Annotated in this window: 22 protein-coding genes; 18 read left to right on the forward strand and 4 right to left on the reverse strand. The window is 73.0% G+C overall.

Going from position 1 to position 23,029, the window contains the following annotated elements; genetic code table 11:
- Positions 1–42 precede the first annotated feature (42 nt).
- The 7 genes from mqnE (at position 43) to ACSU6Z_RS16750 (ending at position 7,095) form a co-directional block, all read left to right on the forward strand.
- A complete protein-coding gene (mqnE, locus tag ACSU6Z_RS16720) occupies positions 43–1,206 on the forward strand; it encodes an aminofutalosine synthase MqnE (RefSeq protein WP_358780018.1) in 1,164 nt (387 codons plus the stop codon).
- Positions 1,207–1,237: 31 nt separating this feature from the next.
- Positions 1,238–1,912: a UdgX family uracil-DNA binding protein gene (locus ACSU6Z_RS16725; RefSeq protein ID WP_437046547.1), complete on the forward strand. Its 675-nt coding sequence runs from the start codon at positions 1,238–1,240 to the stop codon at positions 1,910–1,912.
- Positions 1,913–1,954: 42 nt separating this feature from the next.
- Positions 1,955–2,479, forward strand: a complete 525-nt coding sequence (locus tag ACSU6Z_RS16730; RefSeq protein ID WP_437046549.1) for an N-acetyltransferase family protein — start codon at positions 1,955–1,957, stop codon at positions 2,477–2,479.
- A gap of 147 nt (positions 2,480–2,626) precedes the next feature.
- Positions 2,627–2,929 carry a DUF4229 domain-containing protein gene (locus ACSU6Z_RS16735; RefSeq protein ID WP_437046551.1) on the forward strand — a complete coding sequence of 101 codons (303 nt, stop codon included), beginning with the start codon at positions 2,627–2,629 and terminating at the stop codon, positions 2,927–2,929.
- 172 nt (positions 2,930–3,101) lie between these two features.
- Complete coding sequence (locus ACSU6Z_RS16740; protein ID WP_437046553.1) at positions 3,102–3,203, forward strand: putative leader peptide; 102 nt, start codon at positions 3,102–3,104, stop codon at positions 3,201–3,203.
- A gap of 61 nt (positions 3,204–3,264) precedes the next feature.
- Positions 3,265–4,569, forward strand: a complete 1,305-nt coding sequence (locus ACSU6Z_RS16745; RefSeq protein ID WP_437046555.1) for a dicarboxylate/amino acid:cation symporter — start codon at positions 3,265–3,267, stop codon at positions 4,567–4,569.
- Positions 4,570–5,166: 597 nt separating this feature from the next.
- A complete protein-coding gene (locus tag ACSU6Z_RS16750) occupies positions 5,167–7,095 on the forward strand; it encodes an AMP-dependent synthetase/ligase (RefSeq protein ID WP_437046556.1) in 1,929 nt (642 codons plus the stop codon).
- 552 nt (positions 7,096–7,647) lie between these two features.
- Here the strand turns inward: ACSU6Z_RS16750 and ACSU6Z_RS16755 are convergent.
- The gene (locus ACSU6Z_RS16755) at positions 7,648–7,851 is read right to left on the reverse strand and encodes a cold-shock protein (protein ID WP_003992177.1); all 204 of its coding nucleotides are present in this window, start codon (positions 7,849–7,851) and stop codon (positions 7,648–7,650) included.
- Positions 7,852–8,142: 291 nt separating this feature from the next.
- Between ACSU6Z_RS16755 and ACSU6Z_RS16760 the strand changes: the two genes are divergently transcribed.
- From ACSU6Z_RS16760 to ACSU6Z_RS16785, 6 genes are all read left to right on the forward strand, one after another.
- A complete protein-coding gene (locus ACSU6Z_RS16760; RefSeq protein ID WP_437046557.1) occupies positions 8,143–8,991 on the forward strand; it encodes a menaquinone biosynthetic enzyme MqnA/MqnD family protein in 849 nt (282 codons plus the stop codon).
- Positions 8,992–9,407: 416 nt separating this feature from the next.
- Entirely contained in the window at positions 9,408–9,620 is a 213-nt protein-coding gene (locus tag ACSU6Z_RS16765) for a hypothetical protein (RefSeq protein ID WP_437046559.1), read from the forward strand.
- 381 nt (positions 9,621–10,001) lie between these two features.
- On the forward strand, positions 10,002–10,760 hold the full coding sequence (locus ACSU6Z_RS16770) for a prepilin peptidase (RefSeq protein ID WP_437046560.1): 759 nt from the start codon (positions 10,002–10,004) through the stop codon (positions 10,758–10,760).
- A gap of 528 nt (positions 10,761–11,288) precedes the next feature.
- The gene (locus ACSU6Z_RS16775) at positions 11,289–12,107 is read left to right on the forward strand and encodes a DUF2637 domain-containing protein (RefSeq protein ID WP_437046562.1); all 819 of its coding nucleotides are present in this window, start codon (positions 11,289–11,291) and stop codon (positions 12,105–12,107) included.
- A 104-nt stretch (positions 12,108–12,211) separates the two neighbouring features.
- Positions 12,212–13,408, forward strand: coding sequence for a cyclic dehypoxanthinyl futalosine synthase (mqnC, locus tag ACSU6Z_RS16780; RefSeq protein WP_437046564.1), 1,197 nt, complete (start codon positions 12,212–12,214; stop codon positions 13,406–13,408).
- Positions 13,409–13,415: 7 nt separating this feature from the next.
- A complete protein-coding gene (locus tag ACSU6Z_RS16785; protein ID WP_437046566.1) occupies positions 13,416–14,021 on the forward strand; it encodes a hypothetical protein in 606 nt (201 codons plus the stop codon).
- A 43-nt stretch (positions 14,022–14,064) separates the two neighbouring features.
- Here the strand turns inward: ACSU6Z_RS16785 and ACSU6Z_RS16790 are convergent, their stop codons facing one another.
- Entirely contained in the window at positions 14,065–15,084 is a 1,020-nt protein-coding gene (locus tag ACSU6Z_RS16790; RefSeq protein WP_437046568.1) for a chitinase, read from the reverse strand.
- A gap of 192 nt (positions 15,085–15,276) precedes the next feature.
- Between ACSU6Z_RS16790 and ACSU6Z_RS16795 the strand changes: the two genes are divergently transcribed.
- Genes ACSU6Z_RS16795 through ACSU6Z_RS16810 form a run of 4 tightly spaced genes read left to right on the forward strand, consistent with a single transcriptional unit; the run spans position 15,277 to position 19,811 of the window.
- Positions 15,277–15,684 (forward strand): hypothetical protein, encoded by a 408-nt coding sequence (locus tag ACSU6Z_RS16795; protein ID WP_437046569.1) that lies wholly within the window; start codon positions 15,277–15,279, stop codon positions 15,682–15,684.
- 19 nt (positions 15,685–15,703) lie between these two features.
- Positions 15,704–17,977, forward strand: coding sequence for a bifunctional polysaccharide deacetylase/glycosyltransferase family 2 protein (locus ACSU6Z_RS16800; RefSeq protein ID WP_437046571.1), 2,274 nt, complete (start codon positions 15,704–15,706; stop codon positions 17,975–17,977).
- The gene (locus ACSU6Z_RS16805) at positions 17,977–19,092 is read left to right on the forward strand and encodes an acyltransferase family protein (RefSeq protein WP_437046573.1); all 1,116 of its coding nucleotides are present in this window, start codon (positions 17,977–17,979) and stop codon (positions 19,090–19,092) included. The genes ACSU6Z_RS16800 and ACSU6Z_RS16805 overlap by 1 nt, the downstream gene beginning before the upstream one ends.
- Positions 19,093–19,115: 23 nt before the next feature.
- Positions 19,116–19,811 carry a demethylmenaquinone methyltransferase gene (locus tag ACSU6Z_RS16810; RefSeq protein WP_437046574.1) on the forward strand — a complete coding sequence of 232 codons (696 nt, stop codon included), beginning with the start codon at positions 19,116–19,118 and terminating at the stop codon, positions 19,809–19,811.
- A gap of 152 nt (positions 19,812–19,963) precedes the next feature.
- Here the strand turns inward: ACSU6Z_RS16810 and ACSU6Z_RS16815 are convergent, their stop codons facing one another.
- Positions 19,964–20,470 carry a GNAT family N-acetyltransferase gene (locus tag ACSU6Z_RS16815; protein WP_437046576.1) on the reverse strand — a complete coding sequence of 169 codons (507 nt, stop codon included), beginning with the start codon at positions 20,468–20,470 and terminating at the stop codon, positions 19,964–19,966.
- A 96-nt stretch (positions 20,471–20,566) separates the two neighbouring features.
- On the opposite strand from ACSU6Z_RS16815, the gene ACSU6Z_RS16820 reads away from it, so the two are divergent.
- Positions 20,567–21,850, forward strand: a complete 1,284-nt coding sequence (locus tag ACSU6Z_RS16820; protein WP_437046578.1) for a geranylgeranyl reductase family protein — start codon at positions 20,567–20,569, stop codon at positions 21,848–21,850.
- A 230-nt stretch (positions 21,851–22,080) separates the two neighbouring features.
- Here ACSU6Z_RS16820 and ACSU6Z_RS16825 read toward each other — a convergent pair whose 3' ends face one another.
- Positions 22,081–22,941 carry a C40 family peptidase gene (locus ACSU6Z_RS16825; RefSeq protein WP_437046580.1) on the reverse strand — a complete coding sequence of 287 codons (861 nt, stop codon included), beginning with the start codon at positions 22,939–22,941 and terminating at the stop codon, positions 22,081–22,083.
- Between the last annotated feature and the right edge of the window lie 88 nt (positions 22,942–23,029).

Raw genomic sequence — 23,029 nt, forward strand, 5'->3', positions numbered from 1 at the left:
GTCCGAGTCTGTCACGGACTGTCACAGGAAAGAGGTATCGGCATGGACGTCGGGCTCAAGCGCGAGCTGGAGGAGAAGGTCCGCTCCGGTGAGCGGCTGTCCCGCGAGGACGGCATCGCGCTGTACGAGTCGGACGACCTGGCCTGGCTCGGCGGCCTCGCGCACGAGGTGCGGACGCGGAAGAACGGCGACGTCGTCCACTTCAACGTCAACCGCCACCTCAACATGACCAACGTCTGCACGGCCTCCTGCGCGTACTGCTCCTTCCAGCGCAAGCCGGGGGAGAAGGACGCGTACACGATGCGCATCGAGGAGGCCGTGAAGCTGGCCAAGGCGATGGAGTCGGAGAACCTCACCGAGCTGCACATCGTCAACGGGCTCCACCCCAACCTGCCGTGGCGCTACTACCCGCGCTCGCTGCGGGAGTTGAAGGCCGCCCTGCCGCATGTGTCCCTGAAGGCGTTCACCGCCACCGAGATCCACCACTTCGAGACGATCTCCGGGCTGAGCGCGAGCGAGATCCTCGACGAGCTGATCGACGCGGGGCTGGAGTCCCTCACCGGCGGCGGCGCCGAGATCTTCGACTGGGAGGTCCGGCAGCACATCGTGGACCACCGCACCCACTGGGAGGACTGGTCCCGCATCCACCGCCTGGCGCACGAGAAGGGGCTGAAGACCCCGTGCACCATGCTGTACGGCCACATCGAGGAGCCCCGCCACCGCGTCGACCACGTGCTGCGCCTGCGCGAGCTCCAGGACGAGACCGGCGGCTTCCAGGTCTTCATCCCGCTGCGCTACCAGCACGACTTCGTCGACATGAAGGACGGCAAGATCCGCAACCGCCTCCAGGCCCGGACGCGGATGGCGACCGGCGCCGAGGCGCTGAAGACCTTCGCGGTCTCCCGGCTGCTGTTCGACAACGTCCCGCACGTCAAGGTCTTCTGGGTCATGCACGGCGTGCAGACCGCCCAGCTCGCCCTCCAGCACGGCGCCGACGACATGGACGGCTCGGTCGTCGAGTACAAGATCACGCACGACGCGGACAACTACGGCACGCCGAACAAGCTGACCCGCGAGGACCTGCTGGACCTGATCCGCGACGCCGGTTTCCGGCCGGTGGAGCGCAACACGCGCTACGAGATCATCCGGGAGTACGACGGTCCGGACCCGGCCCGCCGCGACTCCCCGCAGCCCATGCGGGTGTGAGCCCGGCCGGACGCGGGGGTACCCGGCGGCCGTGAGCCCCCGCACCCCCGCGTCCCCGGCGGCCTCCCGGGCACCGGAGGACGCCTACACCGCCGAGCCCTTCGTCCCGGACCGCGCGGACCTCGCCGCCCTGCGCGAGGCCGCCGCCGGCTGCCGGGGCTGCCCCCTGCACCGGGACGCCACGCGGACCGTGTTCGGCGCCGGGAGCGCCGGGGCCCGCGTGATGCTGGTGGGCGAGCAGCCCGGCGACCAGGAGGACCGGCAGGGCCGGCCGTTCGTCGGCCCGGCGGGCAAGCTGCTGGACCGGGCCCTGGCCGAGGCGGGCATCGACCCGGGCGAGGCGTACGTCACCAACGCCGTCAAGCACTTCAAGTTCACGCGGGCCGGAACGGGCGGGCGCCGCATCCACAAGGCGCCGACCCGGCGCGAGACGACGGCGTGCGGGCCGTGGCTGGCCGCCGAGCTGGCCCTGGTGGAGCCCGAGCTGATCGTGGTGCTGGGCGCGACCGCCGGCAAGGCGCTGCTCGGGCCCGCGTTCCGGGTCACCCGGGTGCGCGGCACGGTCCTCCGGGAGGAGATCCACGGCCGCCGGGAACGGCTGGTGCCGACCGTGCACCCGTCGGCGGTGCTGCGGGCGGAGGACCGGGAGGCGGCGTACCGGGGGCTGGTGTCGGATCTGCGGGTGGCGGCGCGGGCCCTGGGGTGAACGGGTGCCCGAGCCCCTTGAGGTAAGGGTTACGATTGCCAGGTGCCCCTTACTTTCACTCTCGACCCCCCTGTCACGCCCGCCTTGCGCGAAGGCGTCCTCGCCCTGTGGACCGACGTCTCCAACGCGGGCGGCTCCGTGGGGTTCGTACCGCCCGTGACGCGCGAGGACATCCGTCCGGAGCTGGTCAAGCACATGGTCGCCATGGCGGAGGGGCGGACCCGGCTGCTCGTCGGCCACGACGCGGCGGGCGAGGTGGCCGCCACCGCGTTCCTCGCCTTCAACACGCACCGGCTGATGACCCACTGGGTGTGGCTCTACACGGTGATGGTGCACCCCCGCCACCAGGGCCGGGGGTACGGCCGGGACCTGCTGGCCGCCGCCGAGGAGGCGGCCCGCGGCCTCGACGGCATCGAGGCGATCCGGCTGACCTGCCGGGGCGGGCTGGGCCTGGAGCGGTTCTACGCCTCCTGCGGTTACAAGGAGGTCGGCCGGGTGCCCGGCGCGATCCGGGTCGCGCCCGGCGACGACCGCGACGACGTCGTCATGCTGCTGCCGCTGACCTGATCGCCGTACGCCGCCCCGTCCCGCCTGCGGGTGCCCGCGCGCACCCCTCTGCGTGATCGGGGCGGCGGCGTGCTTCACTGGAGGCCGGGCGCCCCTTTGGGGACGTACGGACCTTACGGACCCTTCGGAACGGAAGAGTGGATTGAGATGCTCCGCTACACGCTGAAGCGCCTCGGGATCTTCGCGGGCTGCCTCGTGGCCGTCTGGGGCCTCGTCTACTTCGGCGTCTTCCCCCGGGGCCTCGGCGACTCCAACGGCATGTGGATCATCCTGCTCGCCCTGGTGGTCTCGGCCCCGATCAGCTTCGTGGTCCTGCGCGGCGAACGGGACCGGGCCTCCGAGCAGGTGGCACGCCGGGTGGACCGGATGAAGGCGAACCTGGAGGCCAACCGCGCCCAGGAGGACCTGGCCGACGACACGGCCCGGACGGCGCAGGGGCAGACCCCGTGAGGGCGGCCCACGGCCGCGTAAGGGCCGCGTAAGGTCCGTCACACACGGCAGCACCCCGGTTTCCCAAACCCCAGGAAACCGGGGTGCTTTGTATTTAACGGGCGGTCCCGACTCCAAACCTCTCAAAGAAAGGCTTTGGGGGTCTCAAAGCCCTGGTGTTAAAGTCTCGTGCATGAACTCAGCAGCCGCGCCCTCCACACCCCCGAGCGTCGCGCTCGTGGCGCGCCTGCACGTGGACCTCTGTCGGTGCGCGTCCGCGACCTGTCGTCCCTGACGTCGTTCCCCCTCCCGACCCGCCGTCCGCCACGTCAGTCTCTGCGCGTCCCCAACGGAGCTTGCCCGTGTCCACGAACACGAAGTCCTTCAAGGTGCCCTTCTGGGCCCAGATACTCACCGGTCTCGTCCTCGGCGTCGCACTGGGCTGGATAGCCCGCAGCCAGGACGTGTCCTGGCTGGTCACCGCCCTGGAGAAGATCGGCGACGTCTTCATCGGCCTGCTGAAGCTGGCCGTCGCCCCGCTCGTCTTCTTCGCGATCCTCGTCTCGATCACGAACCTGCGGAAGGTCAACGACGCGGCCCGCCTGGCGACCCGCACCCTCCTCTGGTTCATGATCACCTCGCTGATCGCGGTGGTCATCGGCCTCGTCATCGGCCTGCTCACCAACCCCGGCGCCGGCACCGGCCTCACCCCGAAGGACGGGGCGAAGCCGGAGCACACCGGTTCCTGGCTCGACTTCCTCACCGGCATCGTGCCCACCGACGTGATCACGCCGTTCACCGAGCTGAACGTGCTCCAGATCGTCTTCATGGCCGCCGTCGCCGGTGTCGCCGCCCTCCAGCTCGGCGACAGGGCCCAGCCGATCCTCACCCTGAGCGAGTCCGTCCTCGAACTCCTCCAGAAGGCCCTGTGGTGGGTCATCCGCCTCGCCCCGATCGGCACCGTCGGCCTCATCGGCAAGGCCATCGCCACCTACGGCTGGGACCTGATCGGCAAGTACGCCACCTTCACCGCCGACATCTACGTCGGCTGCGCGCTCGTGCTGTTCGTGGTCTACCCGGCGCTGCTCGCCGGTGCCGCCAAGGTCAACCCGCTCCAGTTCTTCAAGGGCGCCTGGCCCGCGATCCAGCTGGCCTTCGTCTCCCGCTCCTCGGTCGGCACCATGCCGCTGACCCAGAAGGTCACCGAGCGCCTGGGCGTTCCGAAGGAGTACGCCTCCTTCGCCGTGCCGTTCGGCGCGACGACCAAGATGGACGGCTGCGCCGCGATCTACCCCGCCATCGCCGCGATCTTCGTCGCGCAGATCTTCGACATCCAGCTGAACGTCGGCGACTACCTGCTGATCGCGTTCGTCTCGGTGGTCGGCTCCGCCGCCACGGCCGGCCTGACCGGCGCGACGGTCATGCTGACCCTCACCCTGTCCACGCTCGGCCTGCCCATGGAGGGCGTCGGTCTGCTGCTGGCGATCGACCCGATCCTGGACATGATGCGCACCGCGACCAACGTCGCCGGCCAGGCCCTGGTGCCGGTCCTCGTCTCCGCCCGCGAGGGCCTGCTCGACCGCGAGGCGTACGACACCGCCCACAGCTCGCCGATCGACGAGCCGGAGCGCGACCGGGAGCCGGTTCCGGCCGCCGCCTGACGGCGTCCCGGCGGTCGCGCACGGACCGCACGCCGATCCGCACGGGTGCCGGAAGGGCCGAGCGGACGGCCGCGTGCGGTCCGTGCGCGGCGGATGCCGGACGCCGCCGGACGCGCCCTCGGGAGGGTGGGCACGGGGTCGCGCCGCCGGACGGGACCACCGGATCGGCGGGTGCGTCCGAGCCGCCGGCGCACCCGCACCCGTACCCGTGCCCGAACCCGGAGGAAGACCTCCTCACCGCCTGCGTCCGCCGCGAGGCGCGGACGCCGACCGGGGCCGCCCGTGCCGGGGCCGCCCCCGGACCGCCCGCCGACCGCCGCCTTCGGGCCGGTCGGCGGGCCTTCTTCGCACACCGCCCGGCACCCCCGCGGCCGGAAGTCGCCGCACCTGCGGACCCGCACCCCGGGAGTTGCACAGCCCCGCCGCCGGACCGTCCCCGAACCCGCACGAGCTCCCCACGCCGGCGCCGTACGATCCCGTTCCCGACCGACCGCAGGCAGCCCCTCCCCTCCCCTCCTGCCGGTGACCGCCTCGCCGTACGAGGCCCGTACGCCACGCAGCGCAGCCATGCGCCGCTGCACATCCCAGGAGCCGCCCGTGACCACCCCGCTCCCCTCCTCCGCGCCCTTCGCGTCCCTCACGCCCCTCGACGAAGTTCCCGCTCCCGTGCCGGCGGAGGCGGAGACCCGGCGGCCGGACGGGGTGGTGAGGGAGGCGTACGTACCGCCGCTCGCGCCACCCGTGCGCCACGGCTCACTCGCCGACCTGCCCTTCGAGAACGCGACCGCGGCCCCCGGCGCGGTCGTGTTCGGCCGCCGGACGGGGAACGGGCGCTGGGCGGACGTGACGGCGGCCGCGTTCGCCGCGCAGGTGCGGGCGGTGGCCAAGGGCATGATCGCCCAGGGCCTGGAGCCGGGCGACCGCATCGCCATCATGGCGCGCACGACGTACGAGTGGACCCTGCTGGACTTCGCCGCGTGGGCGGCGGGACTGGTGACCGTCCCCGTCCACCCCGCCTCCTCCGCCTCCCCGGCCCGCCGGATCCTCGAGGACTCGGGCGCGGTCGTCCTCGTCACCGGGACGAGCGAGCAGGCGGCGGCCGTCGGCCCGGAGCACGGCCGCCTCCCCGGCCTGCGCGACGTGTGGGTGATGGAGGAGGGCCACGTGGAGCGGCTGGCCCGGCTGGGCGCGCGCCTGCCGGACACGGAGGTGGACGCCCGCCGCGGCACGCTCGGCCCGGCCACCCTCGCCACCCTGGTCCACACCTCGGGCACGACCGGCCGCCCGAAGGGCTGCGCGCTCACCCACGGCAACTTCCTCGCCGGGGTCGACAACGCGGTCGAACTCCTGCGCCCGGCCCTGCGGACGCAGGACGGCGAGGAGCCGTCGGTCCTGCTCTCCCTCCCCCTCTCCCACGTCTTCGGCCGGATGGCGGCCGTCGCCTGCGTCCGCGCCCGCATCCGCCTGGGCCACGCGCCGAGCCCGAGGACGGGCGACCTGCCGCCGGACCTGGCGGCCTTCAAGCCCACCTGCCTGCTGGCCCCTCCCCACCTGCTGGAGAAGGTCTTCGACACCGTCCGCGCCCGGGCCCAGGCGGCCGGCCGGCTGACCGCCTTCGACCGGGCGGCGTCCGTCGCCGTGCGCCACGGCGAGGCGACGCTGGCCCGGCAGGCGGGCCGGGGCAGCGGACCGGACGGCGCCCTGAGGGCGGCCCGCACCTTCTACGACCCCCTCGTCTACCGTCGCGTCCGCGCCGCCCTGGGCGGCCGGATCCGCTACGCGATCTGCGGCGGCTCCCCGCTCGGCCACCGCCTGGCCGCCTTCTACGCCGGCGCCGGCGTCCAGATCCTCGAGGGCCACGGCCTGACCGGGACGACCGGCGCGGTGACGACGACCCCGCCGCTTCGCCCGGGGACGGCGGGCCGGCCGCTGCCCGGCACCCGCGTCCGCGCAGCCGCCGACGGCGAGATCCTCGTCTCCGGCGGCCAGGTGCCGCACGGCTACCGGGACCCGCGGGCCGGCCGGGCCGTCCCCGCCGCCCCCGACGGCCGGCTGCCCACCGGCGACCTCGGCAGCCCGGACGACGAGGGTTACCTGACGGTCACCGGCCGCAAGAGGGAGCCGCTGATCACGGCGGGCGGTACGACCGTGGCCCCGGCCTCCCCGGGGAACCGGCCGCGCGCCCGCCCCCTGATCTCCCGGTGCCTGGTGCCGGGCGACCACCGCCCCTGCGTCAGCGCGCTGATCACCCTCGACCCGTACGGCGTCGCCCACTGGCGCCGCGTGCACGGCAAGCACCCGGTCCTGCCGGAGCTCCTGGCCGAGGACCCGGAACTCCGGGCGGCCCTGCAACGCGTGATCGACGAGACGAACAAGCTCGTCTCCCGCCCCGGGGCCATCCGCCGCTTCGCCGTCCTGCCCCGCGACCTCACGCGGGAGGCGGGCCGTCCGGCGCCGTCGACGAAGCTGCGGCGGGAGGCGGTGCTGCGGGACTTCGCGGAGGTGGTGGAGAGGCTGTACGCCTAGACCGGCTCCCCGGCGGGCAGGGCCGGCCGGCGCCGCACCCCGTAAGGGTCCTTCCCACGCCCGGGGCGCCGGACGCGGGGCCGGGCGTGCCGTTCAGCACGCCGGTGGAGCCGCAGGCGCCGACGGGCGCGGGTGATCCGGGCCGGGGAGGGGCCCCAGGCCGTCCCGGAGCGGGCCGACTGCGCCGGCCACGCTGCTCGCGGCCTGCCCCGCCCGGTGCCCGGCGGGACGTCTGCCGCGTGCGTGCCGAGCCGGGCCCGGCGCGTGAAACGGACCCCGCGTCCCGAGGACGGTCGAGCACCTCGCCGTCAGCACGGGACGGGTGGAGGCGGGGCCGCCCGGTGGGAGCGTGGAGCCGGGTCCCGGTGCCCACACGGGGCCTGCCGCGGCGACGTGCCGCACGCCTGCGAGGCGCTCGAACCGGGGACGACGTTCGTGCCGATCACGCAGCACGTACGAGAAGGGTTCGCCGGGAATTCACCGACGGAGCCGGGGGCAAAAGGGCAGGAGCCCCGTCGCCGGAAAGGCGCGGGGCTCCTTGGGTACTGCTTGTCAGACCGGCGTGACGTTCTCAGCCTGCGGGCCCTTCGGGCCCTGCGTGACGTCGAAGGACACCTGCTGGTTCTCCTCAAGCGACCGGAAACCGGACGCGTTGATGGCGGAGTAGTGGACGAAGACGTCGGGGCCGCCGCCCTCCTGGGCGATGAATCCAAAGCCCTTTTCGGCGTTGAACCACTTAACGGTTCCGGTAGCCATAAGCCCTCCTTGGGCTCAAAAGGGTTGCCCTGCTCCGGAACCAGCAAGTGTGAAGAGTTGAATTCTGCACAACTGCATACGTCCAAGAACGACGAGAGCCCGCGGTCACATGCTCCGCAGGCTCTGTACTGCAAGGGAAACCAAACTGCAACTTGCTGTGAGCGTAGCACGCGGACGCCGGAAAGCAATAGAGGTCAAGATCACGTCACTCGAATGTTTGAACGCTTCACCCGGTCGGCCGACAGCGGGGGCGGCGCCCGGCCCGCGGGGGGCGAGGGCTAGCCTCGCGATGTGGACATTTCTCGCACCCGGCCGCGTGTCGGCCACATCCAGTTCCTGAACTGCCTGCCCCTCTACTGGGGGCTCGCGAGGACAGGCACGCTCCTCGACCTCGAGCTGACGAAGGACACCCCGGAGAGGCTCAGCGAGCAGCTGGTGCAGGGAGACCTCGACATCGGGCCGATCACCCTGGTCGAGTTCCTCAAACACGCCGACCAGCTCGTCGCCTTCCCCGACATCGCCGTCGGCTGCGACGGCCCGGTGATGTCGTGCGTGATCGTCTCGCAGGTCCCGCTGGAGAGGCTGGACGGTGCCCGGGTCGCCCTCGGGTCGACCTCGCGCACCTCCGTCCGCCTCGCCCAGCTGCTGCTGGAGGAGCGTTTCGGCGTACGGCCCGACTACTACTCCTGCCCGCCCGACCTGGGCCTGATGATGCGGGAGGCCGAGGCGGCCGTCCTGATCGGTGACGCGGCCCTGCGCGCCAACATGATCGACGGCCCGCGGTACGGCCTCGACGTGCACGACCTGGGCGCGCTGTGGAAGGAGTGGACGGGCCTGCCGTTCGTCTTCGCGGTCTGGGCCGCCCGGCGCGACTACGCGGAGCGCGAGCCGGTCGTCGCGCGCAAGGTGCACGAGGCCTTCCTCGCCTCCCGCGACCTCTCCCTGGAGGAGGTCGACAAGGTCGCCGAGCAGGCGGCCCGCTGGGAGGCCTTCGACGAGCGGACCCTCGCCCGGTACTTCACGACCCTGGACTTCCGCTTCGGGGCCCCGCAGCTGGAGGCGGTCGCCGAGTTCGCCCGCCGGGTCGGCCCGACCACGGGCTTCCCGGCGGACGTCGGGGTGGAACTGCTCCGGCCCTGAGAGCCGCCGCGCGGGCGAGCGTCTCGCCATCGCCTCGGAACATCCGACGGATCTGCACACCGTTCACCTCGGACCCATATCTCGACTGAATCGCAGTCAATTGCCGTCCGCCATGATCGATTTGCCACGAAAGGTCTCCCCGGCGGGTGCGCGGCCGCCCCCCGCCGGGGCCGGCGGAGCGCCGGGCGATGTGAAGAAAGCAGGGGGTGTTCGGTGATGCATTCGTCACGCTGGTGAAATCGGTTACCCGGTGAAGCCGCGCTTCGACGCCGCGTGACTGGCCGTCTCTCCGCCGGCGTGCTTTGATCACGGCATGCGGAACGCCGACGACGAGCCCCGTTCGGGAATCCGAACAATTCGTAAACCTCGGTGAGATCCGCCGCTGTCAATTGTTTTTACGAAGGGAATTGTGCGTCGTGAACATCACTCCTCAGGTTGAGACGGCCGAGATGTCCGAGGCGGACCTGGACAACATCGCCGGTGGTCTCTCCGTCGGCGCCGGCGCGGGCGCGGGCGCGTACGTGGACGTCGCCTCGGTCGCCAGCGTCTGCGCCGGTGTCGGCGCCGGTGTCGGCGTCGAGGTCGAGGGTGTCTCGGCGGACGTGGCCGCCCAGGTCTCCGCTCTCTGACGAGCCGTACGAGGCCCCGGTCCCCAAGGGACCGGGGCCTCGTCGTTTTCCGGACCCGCCCCGGCCGGAGGCACGAGCCGAGGCCGGTGAAAGGGAGTTCCGGCGCCGACGGCCGTGGTCGTCTAGGCTCGGCACACCGCGTGCTCCGCTCCAGCGCCCCTCCCGCTCCGGACCAGCCAGGACATCCGTCATGCCGCGACGCCGCACTTCTCGCTCGTCCCGCTCGGCGGGTGCACCGGCCGAAACCGCCGTGCGGCCGCTGCCACCGCCACCGCCGCGTCCCGGTGCCGGGTCCCGCCTCCCCCGGCCGCGGCGGGCGAGCGCGGTCGCCGCTCCCGTTCCCGCCCCGCCGGCCCGGCGCGTCCGCGTCGCGGCAGCGGGATGAGCGGCCCGCTGCTGATCACCGCCGCCGCGCTGTGGGGCGCGGCGGCGGGGGCGCTGCTGCCGCGGGCCGCCTACCGGTTCTCCGTACCGTCCGGCGAGCCGTGGCGGACGCGGTGTCCGGGCGGGCACCCGATCCGCGGCTGGCTCGGCCCCGCGCGATGCGGGCCGTGCGCGTCGGCCGGCGCGCCGCCCGCCCCCGGCGCGGTGGCGCCGTACGGCCCTCGCGCCACCGCCCTCGCCGCCGCCACCGTCCTCGTCTGCGCCGCCCTCGCCGCCGCCGGCGGCACCCGGCCCGAACTGGCCGTCTGGCTGCTGCTCGCGCCCGTCGGCGTGCTGCTGGCGGTCGTCGACCTGAAGGTGCGACGGCTGCCCGACCCCCTCACCCTCCCGTTCGCCGCCGCCGCGCTCGTCCTGCTCGGCCCGGTGGCGCTGGTGCCCGAGCACGCCGGACGGTGGAGCACCGCCCTGCTGGGCGCGCTCGCGCTCGGCGGCGGCTACTTCGCGCTGTTCCTGCTCAATCCCGGCGGCATGGGCTTCGGCGACGTGAAGCTCGCCCTGGGCGCGGGCGCCGTCCTCGGCTGGTACGGCTGGGGGACGCTGATGCTGGGCGCCTCGGCCGGGTTCCTGCTCGGCGCGGTGTACGGCGGGGCGCTGGTCGCCGCGCGGCGGGCCGGACGCGGCACCGCCATCCCGTTCGGGCCGTTCCTGATCGCCGGTGCCTTCCTCGGGGTGCTGGCCGGCGCCTGCGGCGCCTGAGCCCGCTGCGCGGGAGCAGGTGAGGAGAAACCTTTCTCCAAGATTAAGACGGAAGATAATATCCGAAGGATTTATTCTCCTGTGGTTGCATATTAGCTCCTGAATGACCCTTCGATTGGATACTTATCCAGGTAATCGTTCACCCATTTGCCGCGCATCCGGCGCAGTGGGGCGGCGTTAGTGGGGGTATGACGAAGGCAGCCAGGGACGGTCTTCTCGGCCTGATCTCCAGTCCGCGGCGTGGGGGCGGGGCCGCGGTGCCTGTGATGACGTCGGGCCCCTCCACTCGCATTGCCGCCCCGGCGCACTCACCGCACACCCCTACCAGGGACGGGCTCCCTGTCGCGCCACAGGTGACCGAGCCTATTCGGCGGCATTTTCTGAAGGTGATGACGGAATTGGAGTCGGAGCTCGCCCGGCAATGGGTCAAGGGCCAGGGTGAGCCCGGTCTCCCGCCGACGGAATAGCGGGCCGCGTGTCATGTACCACGGACGAAACAATCCACGACAAGGGTACTCGGTCAACCATATGAAGACGTCCAACGAGGTGGGCACCGGCCGGCACCGGCGGACCGCCGAGGAGTTCTCGGGACATCTGGTGCCGCCGGACTGGAACTGGGACCCCGCCGAAGAGCTGGCCTTCATGCTGCAGGACGCGATGGAGGGGCAGGCCCCGGCCTACGCCGGCACGGAAACCCCGGCCGCCGCCCCCGCTCCGGGCACGCCCCTGGAGAACCTGCAGGAGATCACGGCGGAACTGCCGCCCCTGAAGGACTCCCCGAAGGGACACCGGAAGGCGCGCGAGGAGAGGAGGCTGAACGGCCGCCGGGCGGTCAGCCACCTCCTCGCCGCCTCGGTGGCGGCCATCGCCTGCGCCGTCAGCGTCTTCGGCGGGATGATGTCGTACGACTCCCTGCTGCAGTCCGCCGTGTCGCACACCCAGGGCGACATGGTGTCCTGGTGGCCCTTCCTGGTCTACGGCCCCTGGACGGTCGCCTCGCTCTCCGTGCTGCGCGCCGCGCTGCACCAGCGCCGCGCGGTCCACTCCTGGAGCGTCGTGCTCTTCTTCTCGTGCATGGCGATGCTCCTGTGCCTGGCGCAGCTGCCCATGACGATCGTCGACGCCGCGACGGCGACGCTGCCGGCACTCGCCTCCCTGGCCTGCTTCCAGCAGCTCGTACGCCAGATCACCCTGACCCGCCCGCCCCGGCGCGGGATCCCCCGCCACCGCCTGCGGCCCCCCTCGGCCCAGCCCCAGGCCGTCGGCGAGCCGACCCGCACGTCGGCGGCCTGCGGGAGCGCCTCGCTGTTCAGGCAGAACACGGGGGCCGTGGTCCGCGGCGGGTGACGAGAGGCCGGGCGCAGGACCTGGCGCCGCCTGGCGTCGGCCGCGGAAAACGGCTGGCGTACGCTGGTCCGGTCCGTCCACAACCCTTACGAAAGGGACGCCCGGTGACCGAGAAGGCAGACCTCCAGCCCATCCTCGACCGTGCTGCCGCCGGTGGGCGGATCACCCCCGACGAGGCGCTCGCGCTGTACCGCGACGCCCCGCTGCACGCCCTGGGCGCCGCCGCCGACGCCGTACGCCGCCGCAGGTACGCGGGCACCGAGCACATCGCGACGTACATCATCGAGCGCAACATCAACTACACCAACGTGTGCGTCACGGCGTGCAAGTTCTGCGCCTTCTACGCCCCGCCCAAGAGCGACAGGGGCTGGACCCGCGACCTGGACGACATCCTGCGCCGCTGCGCGGAGACGGTCGAGCTCGGCGGTACGCAGATCATGTTCCAGGGCGGTCACCACCCGGACTTCGGCGTCGAGTACTACGAGGAGCACTTCTCCGCCATCAAGAGGGAGTTCCCGCAGCTCGTCATCCACAGCCTGGGGGCGAGCGAGGTCGAGCACATGGCCCGGATCTCCGGCGTGAGCGTGGAGGAGGCCATCACGCGCATCCGCGACGCGGGACTGGACTCCTTCGCCGGCGCCGGCGCGGAGCTGCTGCCCGAGCGCCCGCGCAAGGCCATCGCGCCGCTGAAGGAGTCCGGCGAGCGCTGGCTGGAGATCATGGAGACCGCGCACCGGCTGGGCGTGGAGTCCACGTCGACCATGCTGATGGGCACCGGCGAGACCAACGCCGAGCGCATCGAGCACCTGCGGATGATCCGCGACGTGCAGGACCGCACCGGCGGCTTCCGCGCCTTCATCCCGTACACCTACCAGCCCGAGAACAACCACCTGAAGGGCCGCACCCAGGCCACGATCTTCGAGTACCTGCGGATGATCGCCATCGCCCGCCTGTTCCTCGACAACGTGGCCCACATCCAGGGCTCCTGGCTGACCACGGGCAAGGAGGTCGGCCAGCTCTCCCTGCACTACGGCGCCGACGACCTCGGCTCGATCATGCTGGAGGAGAACGTCGTCTCCTCGGCCGGCGCCAAGCACCGCTCCAACCGGCTGGAGATCATCGACCTGATCCGCAAGGCGGGCCGCGTCCCGGCCCAGCGGTCGACGACGTACGAGCACCTCGTCGTCCACGACGACCCGGCCGACGACCCCGTCGACGACCGGGTGGTCTCCCACATCTCCTCCACGGCGATCGAGGGCGGCACCGCGCACCCCGAGCTGAAGCTGCTCGCTCCCAACTGACCCGCCCGTGCTGACGATCCACGCGGACTCCAGGGGCCGGGCGCTCGCCGTCGACGGCGCGTGGATCGCCGCGGCCGGCCCGCTGGAGGAGGTCGCCGACGCCTGCCCGGGGGCCCGGGTGCGCCGGTGGCCCGGCATCCTCACCCCCGGGCTCGTCAACCCGTACGGGAACGAGCTGCTGGAGGACGCCTACCACCCCGACCCGCGCGAGGCCGGTGAGCTCGGCACCGAGCCGCTGACCGGGGAGGCGCTCGCCGCCCTGGCGCCGGACGAGGCCCGCCGGGGCGCGAGTGCCCGGCGCGGGGTGCAGCGCATGCTGGCGCACGGCACGGTGGCGGTGGCCTGCGGGGAACTGCGCAGCCGCGCGGTACGGGACGCCGTGCACCGCTCCGGCATCGCGGTGGTGGGCCGGACCGGGCGGCCCGGCGGGACGCCCTCGCTCGACCCCTACGCCTCCGGCCCGCCGGTGACGTTCGCGCCCCCCAGGGAGCGCGGCTCCGCGGCCCGGTTCGCCGTCTTCGACGTCCCCGACGAGGCGGCGCTCGCCGCGCACGGGGCCGGGGCCTGCGTGGCGACCGTCGTCGGGGGGCGCCTGGTGTACCGGCGGCGCTGAGCGGCCGGCGCACGCGAGGGCCGGGACCGGGAGCCGGCGGCCCCTACCGCGCGAACGCCTCGGCGAACGCCCCGTCCTCCTGCTCGACCCCGCTGCAGTCGGTCGACGCGTCGTCCGCGGAGGAGTCCTCCCCGCACCGCCGGTCGCGGAAGGCGGCCCACACCGACACCCAGGCGATCCCCTTCTCCTCGGCGAAGGCGCGGACCTGCGCGGCGTCGTCGAGGGTGAACGTCTCCCCGTCGACGTCGTTGACGCCGATCATCGAGGTGAGCGCCATGCCCTTCCAGGCCGCCGCGCCGGACAGGCCGAAGACCCGCGCCAGCTGGGCGTGGGCGGCCTCGGCGGAGGCGAGGGCGTAGTCGCCCATGTCCCCGGTGTAGGACTCGCCGTAGTTCATGGTCATGAGGTTGACCGTGGAGACCCGGACGCCGTGGACGTTGGCGGACTCCAGCAGCGCCAGGGAGTCGGCGTCGAGGCCGGAGGGCATCACCGGCAGCGTGAAGGAGACCTCCAGGTCGCTCCGCTCCCGCTGGAGCAGGGCTATCGCCTCCGAGCGCAGGGCGACCGAGTCGGCGTCGGTCAGGGCCTCGCCCTCGATGTCGAAGTCCGCCCGCGTGGAGCCGGCCGAGTCCAGTGCCGCGCCGTACGCCCGCGCCAGTTCCCGGGCACTGCCGCAGGCGGCCGCCAGCTCCGTGCCGGAGGCGCCGCCGAAGGAGACGCGGACATCGGCCCCGGACTCCTTCAACCGCGCGATGCGGGAGGCGACCGCCGTGTCGTCGACGGCCCGGGTGCCGCCCCAGCGCGGGGTGCAGCCGCTGCCGGAGGAGACGACGAACGCCAGGTTGTACGTCGTGGGGGAGCCCGCGGAGTCGAGGCCGGACGCGGTGGTGGCGCTGACGTAGGGGGCGTAGGCGGTGGCCGGTGCGGTGGAGCCGGACGGGGCGGGGGAGGCGGAGGGGGCGGTGGACGCCGCGTCCGTCGAACCGCCCCGCGCGGAGCACCCGGCGGTGGCCAGGGCGAGCAGCAGGGCGAGCCCGGCAGCCGGTTTCCGGATACTCCTCATGGCATACGCTCCCGTTTCTCCCGTTTCTCATGGTCGGACGAGTGAACGTCCCACGCGTTCCTGAGAGTTTTCTGAGCGAGGGGCGCGGAATGTCGGTTTTTCCCAGGGAAAGGACAGACTGGGGCGTTTTTCATCGAGACCTCACAGGAAAGTCCAAGTTTTCGGCAGGCAGAGCTCCCTAGCCTCCGGGGAATGCATTCCGAGCCTGCTTCCGAAAGCCGCGCCGCCGTGCGCGGCCGCCGCCGCAAACGCGGCGACGGGTCCGCCGAAGGGCCCGTGTTCGTCGACACCTCCGGGCGCCGGGCCAGGCTGCTGCGCCGGCTCGGCCTCCTCCTCGGGGTCGTCTGCCTCGGTTACGCGACCGTGCTGGGCCTGGCCTTCATGGGCATCGGCACCTCGGTCGGCACGTCCTCGCTGCTGCCCTTCGGCGACGGGCGGGACGGCCGGGCCCCGGGCGCCGGGATGCGCCCGCAGGGCGGCGGCGCCCCCACGGGCGCCCCACCCACCGGCGCCGCGGTGCCCGGACCGGCCGTCGCCCCCTCCGCCGGCTCCTCCTCAGCCTCCCCGGCACCCTCCGCCTCCGCTTCCGCCTCCGACTGACCGGGACGCCGCCGCTTCCATGACCACGACCACTTCCCCACGAGGCCGTCGCCGCGCCCCCACCCGTATCGAACGGGCCGCGGGCAAGGCCGCCGTGCTGCAGCGGCCGCGGGTCCTCCTCGCGCTGCTCCTGCTGCTCACCCTGATCTGCGTCCTGCTGCTCGACGGCTACCTGCGCGCCGAGGTCGGCGGCGACCAGCGCGTACGCACCGGTGCCGGCGCCGACGACGTACCGGAGGAGGTCCTCGACGGAGGGCCGATCCTCACCTTCCCGGGCGGGCAGGCCAGGACCGTCTCCGTCCCGGACAAGACGATCGCGCTCACCTTCGACGACGGTCCCGACCCCACCTGGACGCCGAAGGTGCTGGAGATCCTCGAGGAGTACGACGTTCCCGGCACGTTCTTCCTGGTCGGCTCGATGGTCGCGCGCTACCCGGACGTCGTCCGGGACCTGGTCGAACAGGGCAACGAGGTGGGCGTCCACACCTTCACCCACGTCGACCTCTCGTACCAGAGCGAGTCCCGCGTCACCCGCGAGATCGAGCAGACCCAGCTCGCGCTCGCGGGCGCGGCCGGCATCACCACCACACTCTTCCGCGCGCCGTACTCCTCCGAGACCGACGCCATCGACAACTACAGCTGGCCCGTCTACCAGCGGCTCGGCCAGGACGGCTACACCAGCGTCTTCATCGACACCGACAGCGACGACTGGAAGGAGCCGGGCGTCTCGAAGATCGTCGAGTGGGCCACGCCCGAGGACGGCGAGGGCGCCTCGGTGCTCTTCCACGACTCCGGCGGCGACCGGTCGCAGACCATCGAGGCGCTGCCGAAGTACATCGAGAAGATGAAGGCGCAGGGCTACACCTTCACCACCATCAGCGGTGCCATGGCGGAGCAGAACGCGGACGGCGCGCCCCCGGGCGCGGCGGGCGCGGCCGCCCCCACCGGAGAAGCCGCCCCCGAGGGCTCCGGTACCGGCGACCGCCTCCAGGCCGCCCACCACGAGGCCACCGGCGCGACCCTCTGGGAGGGCCGGGCCCTCGTCGCGGCCGTCGCCGTCGCCGAGTGGACGGTGCCGGCGCTCTCGGCCGGGCTGGTGGTCGTGGGCGTGGCCGTCATGGGCCGGTTCGGGATGATGCTGGTCCTCGCCCGCCGCCACCACCGGCAGCGCAACAGACGCCGGTTCAGTTGGGGGCCGCCCGTCACCCGGCCGGTGAGCGTGATCGTCCCGGCGTACAACGAGAAGGAGTGCATCGCCAACACCCTGGAATCACTGGCGCGCAGCACCCACCCGATCGAGATCGTCGTCGTCGACGACGGCTCCACGGACGGCACCTCCGAGGTCGCCCGCGCCGCCGCCGCCTCGCTGGGCATGACCAACGTCCGGATCGTCCGCCAGGAGAACGCGGGCAAGCCGGCCGCCCTCAACAACGGCGTCCGCAGCGCCGGCCACGACATCGTCGTGATGATGGACGGCGACACCGTCTTCGAGCCCGACACGGTGCGCCACCTCGTCCAGCCGTTCGCCGACCCCGGGGTCGGCGCGGTCGCGGGCAACGCCAAGGTCGGCAACCGGCGCACCCTCATCGGCGCCTGGCAGCACATCGAGTACGTGATGGGCTTCAACCTCGACCGCCGCATGTACGACCTGCTGCGCTGCATGCCGACCATCCCCGGGGCGATCGGCGCGTTCCGCCGCGAGGCGGTCCTCCAGGCCGGCGGCATGAGCGAGGACACCCTCGCCGAGGACACCGACATCACCATCGCCCTGCACCGGGCGGGCTGGCGGGTCGTCTACCAGGAGCACGCCCGGGCCTGGACGGAGGCTCCGGGGTCGCTGAAGCAGCTGTGGTCCCAGCGCTACCGCTGGTCCTACGGCACCATGCAGGCGCTGTGGAAGCACCGCGGGTCCCTCACCGACAAGGGGCCCTCGGGCCGCTTCGGCCGGGTCGGCCTGCCGCTGGTGGTGCTCTTCCAGGTGGTCACGCCGCTCTTCGCCCCGCTCATCGACGTCTTCACCGCCTACTCGATGGTCTTCGTCGACTTCCGGGCGGCGTTGCTCGCCTGGCTGGCGGTGCTGGGCGTGCAGCTGCTCTGCGCGGCGTACGCCTTCCGGCTGGACCGGGAGAAGTACCGCTACCTGCTGATGATGCCGCTCCAGCAGCTCGCCTACCGGCAGATGATGTACCTCGTCCTCATCCACTCCTGCGTCACCGCCCTCACCGGCGGCCGGCTGCGCTGGCAGAAGCTGAAGCGGACGGGCGAGGTGGGCACGCCGGCGGGGACCGGGTGATGGGGAGGCACCGCAAGGGGGGCCCGGCGCCCGCGGCCGCCGCCGCGGTGACCGCCGCGCCGGGCCCCGGTCCGGGCACCGCTGCGGGAAGGGACCGCTACTTCGACACCCTCCGCGCCCTCGCCCTGGTCCGGGTCGTCACGTACCACGTCTTCGGCTGGCCCTGGGCCGGACTGGTCCTCCCGTCCATGGGGATCATGTTCGCCCTGGCCGGCTCCCTGATGGCGAAGTCGCTGCGGCGCCCGGCCCCGGCGGTGGTCCGCGGCCGGCTGCGCCGCCTGCTGCCGCCGTTCTGGTTCTGGGGCCTCTTCGTGGTCGCCGCGATGCTGGCGCACGGCTGGCTGCCCGGGTGGCGGATCGTCTACTGGGTCCTCCCGCTCGGCGACCCGCCGGGCGACGCCCGGGGCGAGCAGGCCTGGGAGATCCTCTGGTACCTGCGGACGTACCTGTGGTTCGTGCTGCTCTCCCCGCTGCTGCTGCGGGTGTTCCGCCGCGCGCCGGTCGCGGTCCTGGTCCTCTCGCTGGCCCCGGCCGTGGTCCTGCGGTTCGCCTGGCGGCCGCCGGACGACCGCTTCGGCGCCGCGCTGCTGGACCTGGCGACGTACCTCTTCTGCTGGGTCCTCGGCTTCGCGCACCACGACGGCGTGCTGCGGCGCCTGCGGCCGGCCGCGGTCCTCGCGGCGTCGTCGGCCGCGCTCGCCTGCGGCTGCTGGTACGCCTTCGCGCACCGGGCCGAGTACGGCACCTACGACCTCGACGACATCCCGCTCGCCCAGGCCCTCTGGTCGGCCGGGTTCGTGACGCTGCTGATGTACGCCAAGGAGCGGCTCGGCACCGACTTCGCCGCTCTCGCCCGGTTCCGCCGTCTGGACCGGCTGGTGACCGTGTTCAACGCGCGGGCGGTGACGATCTACCTGTGGCACGAGATCGCGCTGATCCTGGCCGTGCCGCTGATCGACCTGTGCTGGCGGGTGCCGGCGTTCGAGGCGTACCTGCCGCTGGGGAGCCAGTGGTTCCTGCTGGGCGTCGGCTGGGTCCTGATCGCGGTGTTCGTCCTGCTGGCCGGCTGGGTGGAGGACGTCGCCGCGCGGAGGAGGCCGCGCCTGCTGCCGTGAACCCGCCCTGCAACAATGGGCCCGTGACCCGCGCTTCCCTGGACAAGCAGCCGCACGAAGTCGCCTCGATGTTCGACGACGTGGCGGAACGGTACGACCTGACCAACGACGTGCTCTCGCTCGGCCAGGCCCGGCTGTGGCGCAAGGAGGTCGCCCGGGCCGTCGACGCCCGCCCGGCGCAGAAGGTGCTGGACCTGGCCGCCGGCACGGCCACCTCCTCCCTCCCCTTCGCCCGCACCGGCGCCTACGTCGTCCCCTGCGACTTCTCCCTCGGCATGCTGAGGGTCGGCAAGCAGCGGCACGCCTGGCTGCCGTTCACCGCCGGCGACGCCACGCGGCTGCCGTTCAGGGACGACACCTTCGACGCGGTGACGATCTCCTTCGGACTGCGCAACGTGCACGACACGGACGCCGCCCTGCGCGAGCTGCACCGGGTGACGCGGCCCGGCGGACGCGTCGTCATCTGCGAGTTCTCGCACCCGACGTGGGCGCCGTTCCGCACCGTCTACACCGAGTACCTGATGCGCGCCCTGCCGCCGGTCGCCCGCGCCGTGTCCTCCAACCCGGACGCCTACGTCTACCTCGCCGAGTCCATCCGCGCCTGGCCCGACCAGCCCGCGCTCGCCGCGCGCCTGCGCGACGCCGGCTGGACGAGGGTGGCCTGGCGCAACCTCACCGGCGGGGTCGTGGCGCTGCACCGGGGGTTCAAGGCGGGCTGAGGACCCCGCGGGGACCCTCGGGCTCCTCCGGCCCGCGCCGGAGCCCGTCCCTTTCGCCCTCCCCGGAGCCGCACCGCGCCGGACCGCCGGCACCCCGCCGCCGCACCGTCCGGAAGCGCCGGACGGCGTTCCGCGGCACCGGTCACCCGCCGTCACAGGGCGAGGCGGTAGCAGTGCCCCTCCCGCCGGGACTCCGGCGTCGTGTAGACCTCCGCGAGGCTCATGCCCAGCCGTCGCGTGACCGCGATGGAGCGGGTGTTGCGGGCGTCGACCATGGCCACCACCTCCGGTACGCCCGCCGCGCGCACCCTGCGGAGCGTCTCCCGGGCCGCCGCCGTGACGTACCCCCGGCCCCAGTGCTCCCGGCCCAGCCGCCAGCCGATCTCGATCGCGCCCTCGGGGCCCCAGGCCCGCGGCCAGGGCTGGGCGCCGGTGAAGCCGATGACGTTCCCGGCCTCGTCCAGCACGGTCCACAGGCAGAAGCCGTACTCGGCGTCGTGCCGGCGCTGGCGGGCGGTCAGCTCCTCGTAGACGGACAACTCGGCGGACCTGCCGCCGTGGAACTCCATGACGTCCGGGTGGTCGAACACCCGGTGCCAGGCGAGGGCGTCCTCGTCGGTGGGGACACGCAGCCGTACCACGGGGGGAGTCCGGTTCACGGGGCAGCCCTTCGATCGGTGATCGGTGACGCTGAATAGACTGCCCGTGTCCTGTGCCGGTCGGCACGCAGATTTCGAGCCTGGGGAGATCCCGCCGTGACCGAGCCCCTCTCCGACAACACCGCCGATGTGATCGTCGTTGGCGCGGGGCCGGCCGGCTCCACGACCGCGTACCACCTGGCCAGGGCCGGGCTCGACGTGCTGCTGCTGGAGAAGACCGAGTTCCCGCGCGAGAAGGTCTGCGGCGACGGTCTCACCCCGCGCGCCGTCAAGCAGCTCGTGGCCATGGGCATCGACATCTCCGAGGAGGCCGGCTGGCTGCGCAACAAGGGCCTGCGCATCATCGGCGGCGGCGTCCGCCTCCAGCTCGACTGGCCGGATCTCGCCTCCTTCCCCGACTACGGCCTCGTCCGCAAGCGCGACGACTTCGACGAGCAGCTCGCCCGGCAGGCGCAGAAGGCGGGCGCCCGCCTCCACGAGCGCTGCAACGTGAGCGGGCCGATCGTCGACGACCGCACCGGCCGCATCACCGGCGTGCGCGCCAAGCTGGGGGAGGAGAAGCGGGAGGTCGACTTCCACGCGCCGCTGGTCGTCGCCGCCGACGGCAACTCCACCCGCCTGTCCCTGGCGATGGGCCTGCACCGCCGCGAGGACCGCCCGATGGGCGTCGCGGTCCGCACGTACTTCACCTCTCCGCGCCACGACGACGACTACCTGGAGTCCTGGCTGGAACTGTGGGACCGCCGCGGCCCCCAGGACCGCCTGCTGCCCGGCTACGGCTGGATCTTCGGCATGGGCGACGGCACCTCCAACGTCGGCCTCGGCGTCCTGAACACCTCCGACTCCTTCAAGGAACTGGACTGGCGCGAGGTCCTGAAGGCGTGGTGCGCGTCGATGCCGGAGGACTGGGGCTACACGCCGGAGAACATGACCGGCCCCATCCGCGGCGCCGCCCTCCCCATGGCCTTCAACCGCCAGCCGCACTACACGCGCGGGCTGCTCCTGGTCGGCGACGCCGGCGGCCTGGTGAACCCCTTCAACGGCGAGGGCATCGCCTACGCCATGGAGTCCGGCCAGATCGCCGCCGACGTCATCGTCCAGGCCCACGCCCGCCCGACGCCGGACGGGCGGGAGAAGGCCCTGCAGCGCTACCCGCGCGTCCTGAAGGACACCTACGGCGGCTACTACACGCTCGGCCGCGCCTTCGTGAAGCTCATCGGCAACCCGAAGGTCATGCAGATCGCGGCCCAGCGCGGCCTCACCCACCCGCTGCTGATGAAGTTCACGCTCAAGCTCCTGGCCAACCTGACCGACCCGACCGGCGGCGACGCGATGGACCGCATCATCAACGGTCTGAGCAAGGTGGCGCCGAAGGCGTGACCGGGCTCCGCCCGGGGCGGCGGGCCGGGCGTGCCGGCGCGCGAAGGCCTCCTCGCGCCGGTCCGCCCGGCCCGCCGCGGCGCCGCCTCGCGGTCGCGCGGGGGCCCGGACCGCCCCGGGCGTGCCGGGAGAACCCGAAGGGCCGCAGCCCCGCGGGGCTGCGGCCCTTCGTACGGATGCGTCCGCGTCCTCACGGATGCGTCCGCTGTCCTCGCGGAAGTGCCCGCGCCTTACAGCACGCGCACCGCGCCGCTCGGCGGGTCGTACGACAGCGACTTCAGGGCGACGCCGGTGGACGGGTTCTGCGCGCCGACGAACATGCCGTCGCCGACGTACACGCCCACGTGGTAGGCGCTGCCCGCGCCGCCCCAGTAGAGGATGTCGCCCGGCTGGAGGCTGTCCAGCGACACCTGCGTGCCGGCGGTCGACTGGGCCTGCGAGACGCGCGGCAGGTCGATGCCGACCTGGCGGAAGGCGGCCTGCACGAGGCCGGAGCAGTCCCAGGAGTTGGGGCCGGTGCCGCCGGAGACGTAGGCGTCGCCGACCTGCGCCCGTACGAAGGAGACGACCGCGGCGGCCGAACCGGTGGCGGTGGAGGTGCTCACGCTCGCGCCGGCGCTCGCGGAGCCGGACCCGGAGGAGCCGGATCCGGAGGAGACCTCGACGGAGGCGCTGAGCGTGGTCCGCTCGGCGGCGCGCGCGGCGCGCTCGGCCCGCTCGGCGGCGGCCTTGCGGGCGGCCTCCTCGGCCCTCTTCCTCTCCTCCTCGGCCTTCTTCTTGGCCTCGGCCAGGTCCGCCTTGGCCTCCTTGGCCGCCCGGGCGGCGGCCGCGTCACGCTCGGCCTGCAGCTCGTAGTTCGCGGCGGCCTGCTGGGTGACGTCCGCGGACTGCGCGACCTGGGCGGCCAGGTCCGCCGTCAGGGTGGGCAGTTCGAGGGTCTGCGTCACCGGCTCGGCCGCGTTGGCCGTGCCGGACGCCCCGGTGACTGCCAGGGTGCCGAGAACGCCACCGGCAACTCCGGCCCGCATGGCGATGTTCGACGCGCTGCGGCGGGGCTTCCGGTGGCTGCGTATGTGAGCGGTGTGGGACATGAGTACAAGCGGTACCAGGGTCTCCTTCATCCCTTCAAGAAAGGTGTCGTCCGCCACAGTTGCCCGTTCGGCCCCTTGAACCCCGGGC

Origin of the sequence: Streptomyces sp. enrichment culture, assembly GCF_964273145.1 — a bacterium.
Lineage (GTDB): Bacteria > Actinomycetota > Actinomycetes > Streptomycetales > Streptomycetaceae > Streptomyces.